Raw genomic sequence first — 13169 nt, 5'->3', positions numbered from 1 at the left:
GTCGAATGCCGTCCGTGCCGCCAATCCCAGCCACTGACTGGCTGCCTGACGACTCCGAGACGGAGACGCTTGCGCTCCCAGACGGCCGGCGGCTGGCGTACGCTACCTACGGCGACACCGACGGCTATCCGGTCCTCTTCTGTCACGGCACCCCCGGGTCACACGTCGCTGCACGGCTGCTTGCCACACCGGCCCGCGAACGCGACGTACACCTCATCGCCCCGGACCGGCCGGGTATCGGGAACTCCAAAGACGCTTCTGTCACGCTCGAAGACTGGCCGGACGACGCCACACACCTTCTGTCGCATCTCGATGTCGACGAAGCCGGCGCAATCGGTTTCTCCGGCGGCGGCCCGTTCGCGCTGGCCTGTCACCGACTGCCAGAGATACGGCGAATCGCACTGCTGGGCGGCAGCGGCCCGCCGTCAATCGGTTCGACGGGGCGCGTCCAGCAGTTCGTGGGGGCATTGGCCCGACACGCACCATGGGCGCTTGGCCGTCTGTTTCGCCTGCAGCGGTGGTTTGCTCTCCGTCGAGACCCGTCCTACGCCGTCGGGTTCGTTGCCGAGGAGACACCGGAGACGGATGCGCTGGCAGCCGACGAAGTAGCTCGGATTGTCCGTGCGGATATGCTCACGTCGATGACACGCGGGCCGAGCGGAATCATCCGCGAGCAGCGACTTCTCTCACAGCCATGGCCGTTTGCCCTCGAAGACGTGTCTGTTCCCGTGACGGTGTTCCAGGGGCAAAACGATGCCAACGTCGCGCCATCGACGGGGAAAGCCCTCGCACAGCGGCTTCCTGACGCCTCACTCGAACGCGTCGACAGCGACCATCTGGGCACGCTGACGACCGCCGGCGACGACGCGCTGGCCGCCATACAGCGTCGCACGCGCGTCTGACGTACCGTTTTGTGGGTCGGGTGCCAACAGGCCGGTATGGAGAACCTCGGGGACGCGTACAGCAATCGGCGCTGGGAGGGGCGTGACCCCCGCCGTGTCGTTGCCGGTGCGACCCTGGGGGGTGTCGGCGCGCTGACGGTGGTTGTCGCGATACTGCTCGTCACGACCCCGCTGTCGGCGGTCGTCGGCGCAACTGAGCCCCACGCTGCCGAGAAGCTCGGCGGGACGCTGGGCGGCCTTGGCATTCCCGCAATGTTCCTGAGCGTCGTCGCCGTGTTGCCCTCAAGCCGTCGGGAGCAGGGCGGTGTCGGCGTTGGCGCGTTTCTCTGTCTGGTCGGTGTGGGGCTGTTTCAAACGGCGTATCCCTACAACTGGACCGTCGGTGAACAGACGCTGGCGTTCGAGACAACGATGGCGTACTTCATCGGGACGTGCGTGGCCTTCTGGTTCGTCTTCACAGCGATGGCGAGCTTCCGGCGACGGAACAATCCACAGGGGACGGTGAAGCTTGAGATTTCGCACAAAGGCGAAACCAAGACTGTCGAGGTGTCCCCCAAGGAATACAGGCGTTACACGCAGGCGGTTCGGGGCGACGGTGGCACGACCGACGAGGTCATTCAGGAACTGGAGTCGCGAATCAAAGAGTGACTCCCGCTCGGTTCGAGCGTATCTGAACGGTTTTACCCTCGTCGCTCCACGTCCTGCTAATGGCAAACTCGAACGCGAAGGGCGACCGCCGCGAGCGCGAACTGGTCAACGCACTCGACGAGGCGGGCTTTGCGGTGATGCGCGCGCCGGCCAGCGGCAGCGCGACCGAGCGGGAACTGCCGGACGTGCTCTCGGGCGACGGCGAGACGTTCTACGCTATCGAGGCGAAATCCAGCGCCGGCGACCCGATCTATCTCACCGGCGAAGAAGTCGAGGCACTACTCTTCTTCGCCCGGAACTTCGGCGCGAAGCCGCGTATCGGCGTCCGGTTCGACCGCGAGGACTGGTATTTCTTCCACCCGGCGGACCTCCACACGACCGACGGCGGCAACTACCGCGTCAAAAAGGAGAAGGCGCTCTCCGACGGCACTGATTTCGATGAGTTCGTGGGAAACTCCAAGAAGGTCACGCTGGACGAGGTGGGCGACGACGGCCCCGACCAGAGCGTGCTGGACGTGCTGTCGGCCTTCGAGCGCGGCGACCTCGACAAGGAGGACGCCGCGGCGATGCTGGAGTAGCGGTTTGCGGGCGCTCGATTACTGGCTCCCGCCGCCGACGAGTTCGGCATCCTCGACGCGGCGAAGCCGTGACAGGGGAAAGGCGTATTCTCGCGGCTTGGTTGCGCCGACGGCGTCCGAGAGATAAGTCGCAAGCACCACCAGGTCGTCGGGCGGGTAGCCGTCGTTGGTGTCGTAGTCGGCGACTGTCTCGTCTGTCGCCTCGACGGTCCAGTCGTCCGCCAGCGTCTCTGTCACATCGGTAACGACGAGCCTGTCGTCAGTCTCGCAGTCCCGTACTATGTCGCCGGTCTCCAGCCGGCAGTTGCCACAGAGATGTGGCGTTCCCGCGTCCGCGGCGACGAAGGTGACGGTTCCACAGGCGTCACAGACCGCCCGTTCCTTGCCGGGCGGTGCGACCCGACGTGCGGTGATTTCGAGGGCGACTCGCCGGAGGTGTTTGCAGTGCTCGCCGCGGATGCGGTTGTCGGGACAGGAACAGGCGTGCTGTGCGATGTCGACGAGGTACGTACTGTCGCTCTCCGTCGTCACAGCGTACGTGCTTCCCGCTCGTGGACGGACGGCCATGCGCTCGGTCCAGGCGCGGGCGGCCCGGTCCGGAAGGGAACGGAGGTCCGGTGCAAGTGCGGTACTCTGCCGGTCGGCTGCTGACTCGATGATCGTCATAGGTGCGGACGCGGCTGTATTTTCCAATGCGTCCAGTTGAAACGTAGGTGCTACACAGGCCTAAATTGCTCGGCCAGCGGGCTCCGGCGCTTCGATACCCTTTTTGCCAGCCCTGTGAAATCGCAGAGCATGGATATCGAGCGGGAGACGCTCCTGCAAATCGTCATTTCGGCGGTCGCCGTCGTGCTGTTCGTCGGTGCAACTGTTACGGCCTCACAGATGTACCTTGATGGGTCAACCGTAGAGCCAACGGGCGGCTACGCACTCATCGGCGCAATCGGGCTGTTCGTCGTGTTTATGACCGCTGCTGGCCTCTGGCTGGAACGCCAGCAGTTCTAGGCGTCGGCCTCTTCGTCGCCCTCGTCCTCGCGCCAGTCGACCAGTTCCTCCTCGTCGGTGTCGTCTAACTTCTGCTCGTAGTACCCCATCGGATGTGAAATAGCCTCACAGAGGTCGTCCATGTTGACACAGTCGCCGTAGGACTGCATGGTCGAACACGCCGGGGTCGAGTACTCCGTCGGGCTGGTGTCCCCACGGATATGGTCGACCTGATACCGGGTGGCTTCCTCGCCGAATCCGGGGTTGACCTGAAACAGGTCGACAATCTCGTCCGTCGTCATCCCGATGCCGACGAGGAAGGTCGCAATCGCAAACCGGGAGTGATGTTCGAGGTGCTCGCCCTTCTGGACCTGGTCGAGCAGCGACTTCATGCACGGCGGGAACAGCTCCGGGACGACGGTGTCGATCTCGCGGGTGAGTTCCAGTTCCGAGAGGACTTCCTCTAACCGGTCGACCTCTTCGGTCAGTTCGTCGGCGATAGCGTCGGGAACGTTGAACGGCAGCCCATCGGTGACCCGATGGCGAATCGCCTGTTTCAACAGAACGTTCAGTTCCTCGGCGGTGACCCTGACTTCGCCGTCTGTCAGTGGCCGATTGACCAGCCGCCAGGAATCGCCCCGCTGGTCGGCTGCCAGGTCGAGGTACGCCCCGACCTCGACGTGGTAGCGGTCGCCCGTCTCCCTGACCGCGCTTGCGAGGTCGAACTCCGCAAGCAGTTCCGTGCGGTCGAGCGTCTCGCGCTGGGTCGATTTCAGCTCCGTCGTCGTCTCGAACTCCGCAGTGAACCGGTCGTAGGCCGCCTCGGCCTCCGCCTGCGCGTACTTCCGGGTGCAGATGTGGACGTCGACGAGCGACACCAGTACGCGAGCGACCGGGTACGAAAGCAGTTCGACGCGGGTCCGCCGGTGTGGCTCCCCGATGGTGCCGTCCGTGATTGCCGATTCGACCCGCTCCAGCGCGCGCGCTGTGACCGTCTCGTCCGTGGCGACGATTTCGCCCAGATCTACCGCCGCGGCTTCGACAGCGTCCCGCGACCGCGCCAGAAAGGGGTAGCGAGCGTGGAGCGGTTCCATTGCCACCACCTTTCGGACGGGAGCGAATAAAATTGCCGTCACCGGGACGGTCGGTGTTGGATTCCCGACAGTCAGTCCGTGGGACGGGGCGACCATGTTGTGGGGCTATATACATAGAGTCGGACCGGCGGCGAGTGAATACAGCTAGTAGACAAGCGGATACCTGCAACCCCCTACTGACAAAGTGTGGTAAGGACGCGGGTCGGCAACTGCACTCGGTCCGGTCGGGGAACTGGACCAGTGCAGTCATCCGACGAGGTAACTGCCAGACGAGACACGGAGCACACCGATGACGCACGAACACGATACCGATTCACAAGAGGGCATCAGAGCGACATTCGAAGAGTACGACGTCGGCGTGGATACGGTCGCCCACATCGGCGACCCTGAAAATCCGTCTGCGTGGATTCAGTCGACACTCTTCGTCGACGTAACTGAGTAGGACCGGTCGACGTATCGGCGACACCAGCGAAGCGGGCGGTTTTGTGTCTGTATGGAGTGAGTAACCCCACCCAGCCGATCGGTCGCGGTGGGCAACCCGTTTGCTAGGAAGTGGAGGCCGATGTTCTGTGCCAGTCTCAGAGAGAGCGCCGTACCGTTTCCGTGGCGCTCCGGACCACGGTCTCGGCAGGGACGTCCTCGGTTACAGTAGTTCCGGCCCCGATGACAGCGTTTTCCCCGACCGTGACGCCCGGAAGGACCACCGCGTTAGCGCCGACGAAAGCCCCGTTCTCGATAGCTATCTCGTCGAACGTGTCGTTCCGGAACTCCATGCCCGTGTCAGAGAGGTCGTGGGTTACGCCGACGATGGAGGCGTTGGGCCCGACCTGAACGGACTCGCCAAGCGTCGCGTTCTCGACGTATACGTTTGCATTGATATCGGTCGGTCCGTGGATGGTCGCCTTTTTGATCGAGGCTCCCTCATAAATTTGGACGCCATCAGCTATGTCGGCGTCGTGGATTGTCACGTATTCTCGAACCTCGGCAGTGCCCAGCGTCGTATTCTCGACCTGAGCGGTCTCGTGGACAGCCATATGCAGACGTCAGCGCCGACGGTAATCATCGTGGCGGCAGCCAGTGCTGGAGCTGGGGAGAGTCGCCACAGCGCGGCTCAAAAAGTCGCAGTGACCAGCGGTCTGAGAGGTGTCCTCGTTCGAGACTGACTCTGTATCCTCCGCGGGTCGCTTCGCTCCCCGTTCCGGTTCGAGGTTCTTCGCTGCGGTTGGCCTCGCTACTGCTCGCGGTTCCCTTCGGTCACCGCTGCGCGTCTGGCGGGCCGCTCCCTGCGGTCGCGCCCCGCCCTACGTCGCGGCTTCGCCGCTCGCAGTTTGGAGACCCTCGCTCCGCTCGGAGTCTCCCTACGTCCCGTGCTGCCAGGAGTCCATATACTCGGCCTGAGTGTCAGTCAGGGAGTCGAAGTCAACGCCTTCGGCGTCGAGTTTGATTTCCGCGACTTCCTTGTCGAGCCGGTCCGGGACAGCGTGCACACCGGCCTCGTAGTCGTCGCCGTTTTCGACCAGTTCGCGGACACAGACCGCCTGCACGCCGAAGCTCTGGTCCATCACCTCGACGGGGTGGCCCAGTGCGATGGGCGTCGCGAGATTGACCAGACGGCCCTCGGCCAGCACGTTCAGGCGGCGACCGTCAGCCATCTCGTAGGTCTGGACGCCGTCACGGGCCGCGTAGGTGTCGACGGCGAGGTCCGACAGCGCGTCGAGGTCGACCTCCACGTCGAAGTGACCAGCGTTGGCGAGCAGGACGCCGTCCTGCATCGTCTCGAAGTGCTCTTCGACGATGACATCGCGATTGCCGGTGGTCGTGATGAACACGTCGCCCTCGGCGGCGGCTTCGGCCATCGGCTTGACCTCGTAGCCCTCCATGTGCGCTTCGAGTGCACGGCGGGGTTCGACTTCAGTGACGATCACGTCTGCGTTCTGGCCGCTGGCTTTCTTCGCGACACCCTTGCCGCAGTCACCGTAGCCGGAGACGACGACAGTCTTGCCGGCCCACGAGAGGTTCGTCGTCATCGCAATCGAGGCCAGCGAGGACTCGCCGGTGCCATGGACGTTGTCGAACAGGCGCTTCATCGGCGTGTCGTTGACCGCGAACACGGGGTAGTCGAGTTCGCCGTCCTCGTCCATGGCGCGCAGGCGGTGGACGCCGGTCGTCGTCTCCTCTGCCCCACCGATGATGGTGTCGATGAGTTCTGGGTAGTCCTCGTGGATGGCCGCAACGAGGTCCATCCCGTCGTCGACAGTGATGGTCGGCTCGTGGTCGATGACGGCCTCGATGGCCGCGTAGTACTCCTCATCGTCGACGCCACGCTCGGCGTAGGAGGTGACACCGTCGACAGCGTCGAGGGCGGCGCTCACGTCGTCGTGTGTCGAGAGCGGATTACAGCCGGTGATGGCGACTTCCGCGCCGCCGGCCGCGAGGATTTCCGTGAGGACGGCGGTCTTGGCTTCGACGTGCATCGCCATGCCGATTCGCTCGCCGTCGAAGGGCTGGTCGGCCTCGAACTGCTCGCGGAGCGCGCCGCAGATGGGCATATGCTGGATGGCCCAGTCCATCTTTCGGCGCCCGGAATCGCGAGCCTCGTCGAGGTCGTCAAGTCGCTCAGAGATAGGCGTCGTCATGTCGCGATAGAGGAAGAGAACGCCTAAAACGCTACCGAAGCGGTTCAGTTACCGCGGTCGTCCGGCGGGCCGGCGTCGTCCGGTCGGCCGCGGTCGCCGTCGTCGTCATCGTCATCATCGTCGCTATCGTCATCGTCGTCTTGCTCATCCGCGTCCCCAGACTCGTCTTCCGATTCCTCGGTCTCGTTGTCTTCGGTTTCGGTCTCCGAGTCGTCGTCATCGCGGTCCGCGGGTGGGCCAGCGTCTTCAGGCGGGCCACGGCGGTCGTCGTCTGTTTCGTTCTCGTCTGCAGTTTCGTTGTCGTCGTCATCGCGGTCCGGACCGCGGTCCGCAGGCGGACCAGCATCCTCGGGCGGGCCGCGTCGGTCGTCTGTTTCGTTCTCGTCTGCGGTCTCGTTGGCATCGTCACCGAAAATGTCGGCTGGCGGCCCCTGTCGCTCGCTGGGATGGGTTTCGTTCGCGCTCTCGTTCTCACCGGTGACGTGTGCGGGCGGGCCGGCGTGGTCCGGCGCGTTGCCGGGGTTGTTCGCCGTCACGAAGCTGGCGACGGCCGGGCCGATGCCACCGGTCCGGTTCTCGTCGCTCAGCAGGTCGCTGACATAGGCCGATACTTCGAGTCCGAAGGTGTCGAACTCGGTGACGTTCTCGGGTGCGACGGTCAGGTCCGCCGTCGTCGTCGCGGTGTGATTGTCGACTGTCGCGGTCACGTCGACCGTGACATTCTGCTCGGGGGCGGGTAGTCCGACCGTCCCGTTGCTGTCGGCGGTGTAGTTGCCAGTTCCGGCATAGGAAGCGTTGCCAGCGGTCTCCACCGCGACCGAGGCGTTCTCGACGCCCGTCTCGTTCTGTGTGACCGATACCGTCGCGCTGCCGTCGTCGGCCTGCGAGATACCGACCGCGAGGGTATTCCCTGCGCTGGTGTTGCCGGCCGAGTCCGCAGCGGCCGCCAGACCCGGACCGACGGCCAGTAGCGCCAGTCCGACAGCGGCGTACAGTGCGAAGAGTTTGGTGCGCATCGTACCCGGTACGTTCGCCGAGAGAGCGATAAACACCCTCTCCCGTTCATCTCGTTCAGGCCGTTTGCGGGATTAAAAACACCCACTGAGAAATAGTTATACCGTTTAAAGACAGCTCTCAGCGTTTATTCCGCACACTCAGTCGCTAGCTCGTTCGACCAGCGCGGCCGCGTGCTCGCTCGCGCGGTCGCGGACGGCCCGTTCGTTGAACACCTCGACCGAGCGGTCCCGCATGAGGACCTCGCCGTCACAGACCGTATGGCGCACGTCGCTCCCGTGGACGGCATAGGCCAGATGCGAGACGAGGTCGTGGGCGGGCGTCAGGTGCGGCGCGTCGAGGTCGATGACCGCCAGGTCGGCGTTCGTGCCGGCTTCGAGACGGCCGCTGTCGAAGCCGAGCAGGTCCGCGCCGTTTTGTGTTGCCATTTCCACGACTGTCCCGGCGTCGACCGCGCTGGCATCGTCGGCTGCGAGTTTGCCGATCATCGCTGCATCGCGCATCTCGTCGAACATGTCGAGGTCGTTGTTCGAGGCCGCGCCGTCGGTTCCGATACCCACGGTGACGCCGGCGTCAAGCAGGTCCTGAACGGGAGCCATTCCGCTGGCGAGTTTCATATTCGAGGCCGGACAGTGGGCGACGCCGGTGCCGGTCTCGGCCAGCAGGTCGATTTCACTGTCGTCGACGTGGACGCCGTGGGCCACGTAGGTGTCGCCGTCGAGCAGGCCGATGTCGTCGGCGTAGGCGAGCGGACGCTGGCCGTGCTCGTCGACGATGGGCGTCACCTCGTCGCGCGTTTCGTTGGCGTGCAGGTGAATCGAAAGATCATCGGAAAGAGCCTCTGGGACGAACTCACGGAGGTAGTCCTCGCCGACGGTCGTGAGCGAGTGCGGCTGGAACGTCGTCCGAATCCGGCCGTCAGCCGCACCATCGAGTTTCCGAGCTACGTCGAGGCTCTCCCGGAGGTCAGACCGCGCGGCCTCGTCGTCTTTACCGACGGTGACCGCGGTAAAGCCCAGAACTGCCCGCATCCCGGCCTGATCGACGGCGTCTGCGATTTCTTCGACCTCGAAATACATATCCGACAACGCTGTCGTCCCCGACCGAATCATTTCGATCAGCCCGAGTTCTGCCCCGGCGCGGATGTCTTCGGCGGTCAGTTCAGCCTCGACAGGCCAGACATCCTCCTGCAGCCACGCATCGAGCGGTTTGTCGTCAGCGAGGCCCCGCAACAGCGTCATCGCGACGTGGGTGTGAGCGTTGACCAGTCCAGGGATGACCAAGCCGCCGCTGGCGTCGAGTTCGTCGTCACCGTCCAGCGCACCCGGTTCGTCGACTGCCACGATGTCGCCGCTGTCCTGTGAAACCAGTACGTCCGCACGCTCGACAGTCAGGTCCGGGCGGAGAACCTGCCCGCCGGTGACGAGGAGTTCACTCATGGCAGTGGCTTCGCAACCGCGGGTCTTAGTTCGCCGGGTCCACAGCGCCGCTGTGTGGCGTACTGCCACACCGATACAGCGAGCTGACCGCCGAGACGGTGCCTGTTCCGTAGGGGTCTTTCCCCTCCGGCGCGTTCGGGAGGGCAAGAGAATGGCGGCGGCAGAGCAACTCCGACAGCGAGTCAGCGCGATGCGACACGGTAGCCCAGCCCGAATGCTGCTTGCCGTCGCTGCCGGCTGGTTCCTCGTTCTCGGGATGCGGTTTGTCGTGCCTGCGGTGTTGCCGACGATACGGGAGGAGTTCGTCATCTCGAACGCACAGGCAGGGCTGGCGGTCACGGTACTCTGGCTCACGTACGCAGCAGTGCAGTTTCCCGCCGGGGTGCTAATCGACCGAATCGGGGAACGGACACTGCTGGTGGCAGCAGCGTTGCTTTCGGGCGTCGGACTGCTTGGCTACTTCTTCGCACCAGTGTTCTCGCTGTTTCTCATCGCAACAGGCGCGTTCGGGTTCGGGACGGGGCTGTACGGCCCGACACGCGGGACCGCGCTCTCACGGACGTTCGACGCCCGCGAGGGGACCGCCTTCGGTATCGTGATGGCCGCCGGCTCCCTCGGAGCGGCGGCACTTCCTGCCGTCGCCGCGTTCGTCACGACCCGCTACGGCTGGCGACTGGCGCTTGCCAGCGCCGCGCCGCTTTTCATGCTTGTCGCCGTCGCACTCTGGCTCTCAGTCTCGGACCGTCCGACCGTCGAGTCCGAGCGGAGCCTCCGGCGGGACCTCCGAACAGTGCTCGCCGGCTTTCGCAACCGCCGGCTCGTGCTGTCGGTTTCGGGCAAGACACTGATGCTGTTCGCCTTTCAGGCCGTGACAGCGTTTCTCACTACGTATCTAGTCACGGTCCGGGACCTCTCACAGGGGACCGCCGGGGCGCTGCTCTCGGTGCTATTCGTCGGTGGCGCACTCTCACAGACGGTCACTGGCCGGCTCGCCGACCGGTACGGCACGCCCAGTGTCCTGACCGCTGTTGCGCTCGTCAGTACCGTGCCACTCGTACTTATTCCGTCCGTCCACGGCGTGATACCGTTGGCCGTCGTCTCCGGTCTCATTGGAGTTCGGATGAGCGTCGGCCCGCTGGCCAACGCCTACATCGTCGACACGCTGCCTGAGACCGCCGAAGGAACCGGCTGGGGACTGCTCCGGACCGGCTTCTTCGCGATCAGTTCGCTGGGCTCGACCGCTGTTGGCCTGCTCGCCGACCGAAACCTGTTTGCCGTCGCGTTCTACGGTCTCGCTGGCCTGACACTGCTGGCTGGGGCTACCTTCGTTGTCCTCCCACGCCGGGATCGCCTGTAACGGCTCTGCCAACAGGCCCCGGCCGGCCCGAGGGGAAAGACAGTTGCCCCACGGCCTGCCAGTAGACGTATGCGAATCGCCGTCCCCAACAAGGGCCGCCTGCACGAACCAAGCGAGGAACTGCTCGAACGGGCCGGCCTCCATCTGGTCGACGGGGCCGACCGCCAACTGCACGCCGAGACAGTCGACCCGGACGTAACTGTCCTGTACGCCCGTGCCGCCGATATCCCCGAGTACGTCGCAGACGGGGCTGCCGACGTAGGCATCACCGGCCTCGACCAGGTTCGGGAGTCCGATACTGACGACCTCGTCGAGCTCCGCGATCTGGATTTCGGCCGCTGTCGTCTCGTCCTCGCCGCGCCGGAGGACAGCGACATCGAGACCGTTTACGACTTCGAAGGGGGCCGTATCGCCACGGAGTTCCCCACAATCACCCGGCAGTACTTCGACCGGGTCGATGTCGACGTGGATGTGACAGAGGTGTCCGGCGCGACAGAACTGACCCCGCACGTCGACATCGCCGACGGCATCGTCGACATCACCTCGACCGGGACCACGCTCCGGATGAACAGATTGGCCGTCGTCGACGAGGTGCTCGAAAGCTCCGTCCGCCTGTTCGCCCGCGAGGACACTGCCGACGACGAGAAGGTGAAGCAGGTCGACACCGCGCTCGGCTCCGTCCTCGCCGCCGAAGACAAACGCTATCTGATGATGAACGCTCCCGAGAGCGCCCTCGATGACGTGAAAGACGTACTTCCGGGGATGGGCGGCCCAACAGTGATGGACATCGCCGGCTCAGACCAGCTCGCCGTTCACGCCGTCGTCGAGGAGCGGGCCGTCTTCGAAACCATCAGCTCGCTCAAGGACGTGGGCGCGAGCGATATTCTCGTGACGGAGATCGAGCGGCTGGTCGAGTAGTCTCTTTTTATTATCCGTCTCCTCGCGCGCGCTCCCCGCTCAAAAGAACATGAAGATGTTGTTCAGCGCGAACCCGAGTACCGCCGCAAACGCCAGGTGTAACGCGACGAGCGGGGCCGTCGAGCGGGTCGATAGTCGGTAGGAGACGCTGATGGCGATACCGTCGGCGACGAGAGTGAGAAACAGGACGACGGCAACGCCGAGGTCGGCCGAGACGACGCCGGATTCGATTCCCCAGCGCTGGAGGACCAAGGAGACGAGTGCCGGTGCGAGAGCCGCTTTCGCGGCGAGCTGGCTCGGCACGTCACCGATGAAAAACGTCGCAGCCAGGTGGAGCGTGACAGCGTAAAAGAGCCAGGTGACGAGGACGGTCACGAGGACCGCGAGGATACCACCGCCGGTCAGGCTGGAGAACCCGGACTGGAGCATACCCGGGGTTCGGCGGCCGCTCGCTTGTGCGTTTTGTTCCCGGGCGGGACCGGCACGCTCATAGCCGCTCGCCCACACCGCTCGGGCGTGTACGTCCTCGAACTCGGCGGGCAAGACGACGCGTTCGCGCGGCGGGAAGCCGCAAGCGCCGCGAGCGCCGTCGACACCCTCGCGCCCGGACTGGCGACAGCACGGGGCATCAGCGACCGCGTTCGCCACCTCGCGTTCACCCATCGGGCCTGTGACCTGCTCGGAACCACCGACCCAGACATCGAGAGCGCCGCGGCGTTGCTGTCGGCTGCGACCATCGACCGTGAGGGGAGCGTCGCCGTGCGGGCGGTCGACGTGCGAGCGAGCACCGGCATCGACACCCAACAGGCCGAGCGGACGCTGGGCGGCGTGCTCACCGACCGCGACTTTGCCGTCGACCTCGACGACCCCGACCACGTCCTGTATGCCTACCTCTCGGACCCTGCCGGCGACGAGGAGGGTGGAACCGGCGAGGCCTGCTGTGCGCTGGGCTGGCTCGCCGCCGAGAGCGTGCGGGACTTCGGCCAGAGACAGCCAACGGACCGGCCGTTCTTCCAGCCCGGCAGCATGGACCCGCTCGAAGCCCGCGCGCTGGTCAACATCGCCGGAGCAGGGCCGGATACCACGGTACTGGACCCGATGTGTGGCACCGGCGGCCTCCTGCTAGAGGCGGGGCTGGTCGGGGCCGACGTGGTCGGCGGCGATGCACAGGAAAAGATGGTCTCGGGGACGCGCGAGAACCTCAAATACGCGCTCGACGGGGATGGCCACCCTGACAGAGATGCCTATCCCGAGCCGGGCGACTGGGGAGTGGTCCGCTCCGATGCGTCCGCCCTGCCGGTAGCCGGCGACGCTGTCGATGCCGTCGTCTTCGACGCTCCCTATGGCCGCCAGTCCCGTATCGAGGGGGAGTTGGCACCCCTCGTTTCTGGTGCACTCGGCGAAGCCAGTCGCGTTGCAGGGCGGTGCGTACTGGTCGCCGACCGCGACTGGCGGGAGGCTGCCGTCGGCGCGGGCTGGACCGTCACCGACTACTTCCGGCGGCGAGTCCACCGTTCACTTGTCAGGCACGTTCACGTTCTTGAGTGAACATACGTCCACCTTCTCTGGACAGTCATTGTGATTTATTGCGGTATGAGC

15 protein-coding genes are annotated in these 13169 nt (G+C 65.0%); 8 read left to right on the top strand and 7 right to left on the bottom strand.

What is annotated here, in order from left to right:
* Nucleotides 1–5 precede the first annotated feature (5 nt).
* Genes C437_RS06065 through hjc form a run of 3 tightly spaced genes read left to right on the top strand, consistent with a single transcriptional unit; the run spans nt 6 to nt 2128 of the window.
* Nucleotides 6–902, top strand: a complete 897-nt coding sequence (locus tag C437_RS06065) for an alpha/beta fold hydrolase (protein WP_004516026.1) — start codon at nt 6–8, stop codon at nt 900–902.
* 36 nt (nt 903–938) lie between these two features.
* Complete coding sequence (locus C437_RS06060) at nt 939–1550, top strand: DUF7139 domain-containing protein (protein WP_004516025.1); 612 nt, start codon at nt 939–941, stop codon at nt 1548–1550.
* Between the two features lie 59 nt (nt 1551–1609).
* Nucleotides 1610–2128 (top strand): Holliday junction resolvase Hjc, encoded by a 519-nt coding sequence (gene hjc, locus C437_RS06055; protein ID WP_004516024.1) that lies wholly within the window; start codon nt 1610–1612, stop codon nt 2126–2128.
* An 18-nt stretch (nt 2129–2146) separates the two neighbouring features.
* On the opposite strand, the gene C437_RS06050 is transcribed toward hjc, so the two are convergent.
* Entirely contained in the window at nt 2147–2794 is a 648-nt protein-coding gene (locus C437_RS06050) for an SWIM zinc finger family protein (protein ID WP_004516023.1), read from the bottom strand.
* Between the two features lie 129 nt (nt 2795–2923).
* Here C437_RS06050 and C437_RS06045 point away from each other — a divergent pair, with 129 nt between their 5' ends.
* Nucleotides 2924–3133 (top strand): DUF7472 family protein, encoded by a 210-nt coding sequence (locus C437_RS06045; RefSeq protein ID WP_004516022.1) that lies wholly within the window; start codon nt 2924–2926, stop codon nt 3131–3133.
* Here the strand turns inward: C437_RS06045 and priL are convergent.
* Nucleotides 3130–4206 carry a DNA primase regulatory subunit PriL gene (priL, locus tag C437_RS06040; RefSeq protein ID WP_004516021.1) on the bottom strand — a complete coding sequence of 359 codons (1077 nt, stop codon included), beginning with the start codon at nt 4204–4206 and terminating at the stop codon, nt 3130–3132. The two genes, C437_RS06045 and priL, sit on opposite strands and share 4 nt — an antisense overlap.
* A gap of 289 nt (nt 4207–4495) precedes the next feature.
* Between priL and C437_RS20505 the strand changes: the two genes are divergently transcribed.
* Nucleotides 4496–4648, top strand: coding sequence for a hypothetical protein (locus C437_RS20505; RefSeq protein ID WP_004516020.1), 153 nt, complete (start codon nt 4496–4498; stop codon nt 4646–4648).
* A gap of 136 nt (nt 4649–4784) precedes the next feature.
* Here the strand turns inward: C437_RS20505 and C437_RS06035 are convergent, their stop codons facing one another.
* From C437_RS06035 to C437_RS06020, 4 genes are all read right to left on the bottom strand, one after another.
* Nucleotides 4785–5240 (bottom strand): acyltransferase, encoded by a 456-nt coding sequence (locus tag C437_RS06035; RefSeq protein WP_004516019.1) that lies wholly within the window; start codon nt 5238–5240, stop codon nt 4785–4787.
* A gap of 324 nt (nt 5241–5564) precedes the next feature.
* Nucleotides 5565–6842 carry an adenosylhomocysteinase gene (locus C437_RS06030; RefSeq protein WP_004516018.1) on the bottom strand — a complete coding sequence of 426 codons (1278 nt, stop codon included), beginning with the start codon at nt 6840–6842 and terminating at the stop codon, nt 5565–5567.
* 44 nt (nt 6843–6886) lie between these two features.
* Entirely contained in the window at nt 6887–7858 is a 972-nt protein-coding gene (locus C437_RS06025; RefSeq protein WP_004516017.1) for a hypothetical protein, read from the bottom strand.
* 138 nt (nt 7859–7996) lie between these two features.
* Entirely contained in the window at nt 7997–9295 is a 1299-nt protein-coding gene (locus C437_RS06020) for an amidohydrolase (protein WP_004516016.1), read from the bottom strand.
* 214 nt (nt 9296–9509) lie between these two features.
* On the opposite strand from C437_RS06020, the gene C437_RS06015 reads away from it, so the two are divergent.
* Nucleotides 9510–10652 carry an MFS transporter gene (locus C437_RS06015; RefSeq protein ID WP_004516015.1) on the top strand — a complete coding sequence of 381 codons (1143 nt, stop codon included), beginning with the start codon at nt 9510–9512 and terminating at the stop codon, nt 10650–10652.
* A gap of 69 nt (nt 10653–10721) precedes the next feature.
* Nucleotides 10722–11570, top strand: a complete 849-nt coding sequence (gene hisG, locus C437_RS06010) for an ATP phosphoribosyltransferase (protein WP_004516014.1) — start codon at nt 10722–10724, stop codon at nt 11568–11570.
* Between the two features lie 39 nt (nt 11571–11609).
* Here the strand turns inward: hisG and C437_RS06005 are convergent, their stop codons facing one another.
* Nucleotides 11610–11999 carry a DUF7473 family protein gene (locus tag C437_RS06005; RefSeq protein WP_004516013.1) on the bottom strand — a complete coding sequence of 130 codons (390 nt, stop codon included), beginning with the start codon at nt 11997–11999 and terminating at the stop codon, nt 11610–11612.
* 87 nt (nt 12000–12086) lie between these two features.
* Between C437_RS06005 and C437_RS06000 the strand changes: the two genes are divergently transcribed.
* A complete protein-coding gene (locus C437_RS06000; protein WP_004516012.1) occupies nt 12087–13118 on the top strand; it encodes an RNA methylase in 1032 nt (343 codons plus the stop codon).
* The last annotated feature ends 51 nt before the right edge of the window (nt 13119–13169 follow it).

The sequence above is a fragment of the Haloarcula vallismortis ATCC 29715 genome, assembly GCF_000337775.1.
GTDB lineage: Archaea > Halobacteriota > Halobacteria > Halobacteriales > Haloarculaceae > Haloarcula > Haloarcula vallismortis.
This window is presented reverse-complemented; position numbering and strand designations above follow the sequence as displayed.

Excerpts from the sequence above, each read along its gene's own strand:
- C437_RS06065 (WP_004516026.1), top strand. The coding sequence starts at position 6 with ATGCCGTCCGTGCCGCCAATCCCAGCCACTGACTGGCTGCCTGACGAC.
- C437_RS06060 (WP_004516025.1), top strand. The coding sequence starts at position 939 with ATGGAGAACCTCGGGGACGCGTACAGCAATCGGCGCTGGGAGGGGCGT.
- hjc (WP_004516024.1), top strand. The coding sequence starts at position 1,610 with ATGGCAAACTCGAACGCGAAGGGCGACCGCCGCGAGCGCGAACTGGTC.
- C437_RS06050 (WP_004516023.1), bottom strand. The coding sequence starts at position 2,794 with ATGACGATCATCGAGTCAGCAGCCGACCGGCAGAGTACCGCACTTGCA.
- C437_RS06045 (WP_004516022.1), top strand. The coding sequence starts at position 2,924 with ATGGATATCGAGCGGGAGACGCTCCTGCAAATCGTCATTTCGGCGGTC.
- priL (WP_004516021.1), bottom strand. The coding sequence starts at position 4,206 with ATGGAACCGCTCCACGCTCGCTACCCCTTTCTGGCGCGGTCGCGGGAC.
- C437_RS20505 (WP_004516020.1), top strand. The coding sequence starts at position 4,496 with ATGACGCACGAACACGATACCGATTCACAAGAGGGCATCAGAGCGACA.
- C437_RS06035 (WP_004516019.1), bottom strand. The coding sequence starts at position 5,240 with ATGGCTGTCCACGAGACCGCTCAGGTCGAGAATACGACGCTGGGCACT.
- C437_RS06030 (WP_004516018.1), bottom strand. The coding sequence starts at position 6,842 with ATGACGACGCCTATCTCTGAGCGACTTGACGACCTCGACGAGGCTCGC.
- C437_RS06025 (WP_004516017.1), bottom strand. The coding sequence starts at position 7,858 with ATGCGCACCAAACTCTTCGCACTGTACGCCGCTGTCGGACTGGCGCTA.
- C437_RS06020 (WP_004516016.1), bottom strand. The coding sequence starts at position 9,295 with ATGAGTGAACTCCTCGTCACCGGCGGGCAGGTTCTCCGCCCGGACCTG.
- C437_RS06015 (WP_004516015.1), top strand. The coding sequence starts at position 9,510 with ATGCTGCTTGCCGTCGCTGCCGGCTGGTTCCTCGTTCTCGGGATGCGG.
- hisG (WP_004516014.1), top strand. The coding sequence starts at position 10,722 with ATGCGAATCGCCGTCCCCAACAAGGGCCGCCTGCACGAACCAAGCGAG.
- C437_RS06005 (WP_004516013.1), bottom strand. The coding sequence starts at position 11,999 with ATGCTCCAGTCCGGGTTCTCCAGCCTGACCGGCGGTGGTATCCTCGCG.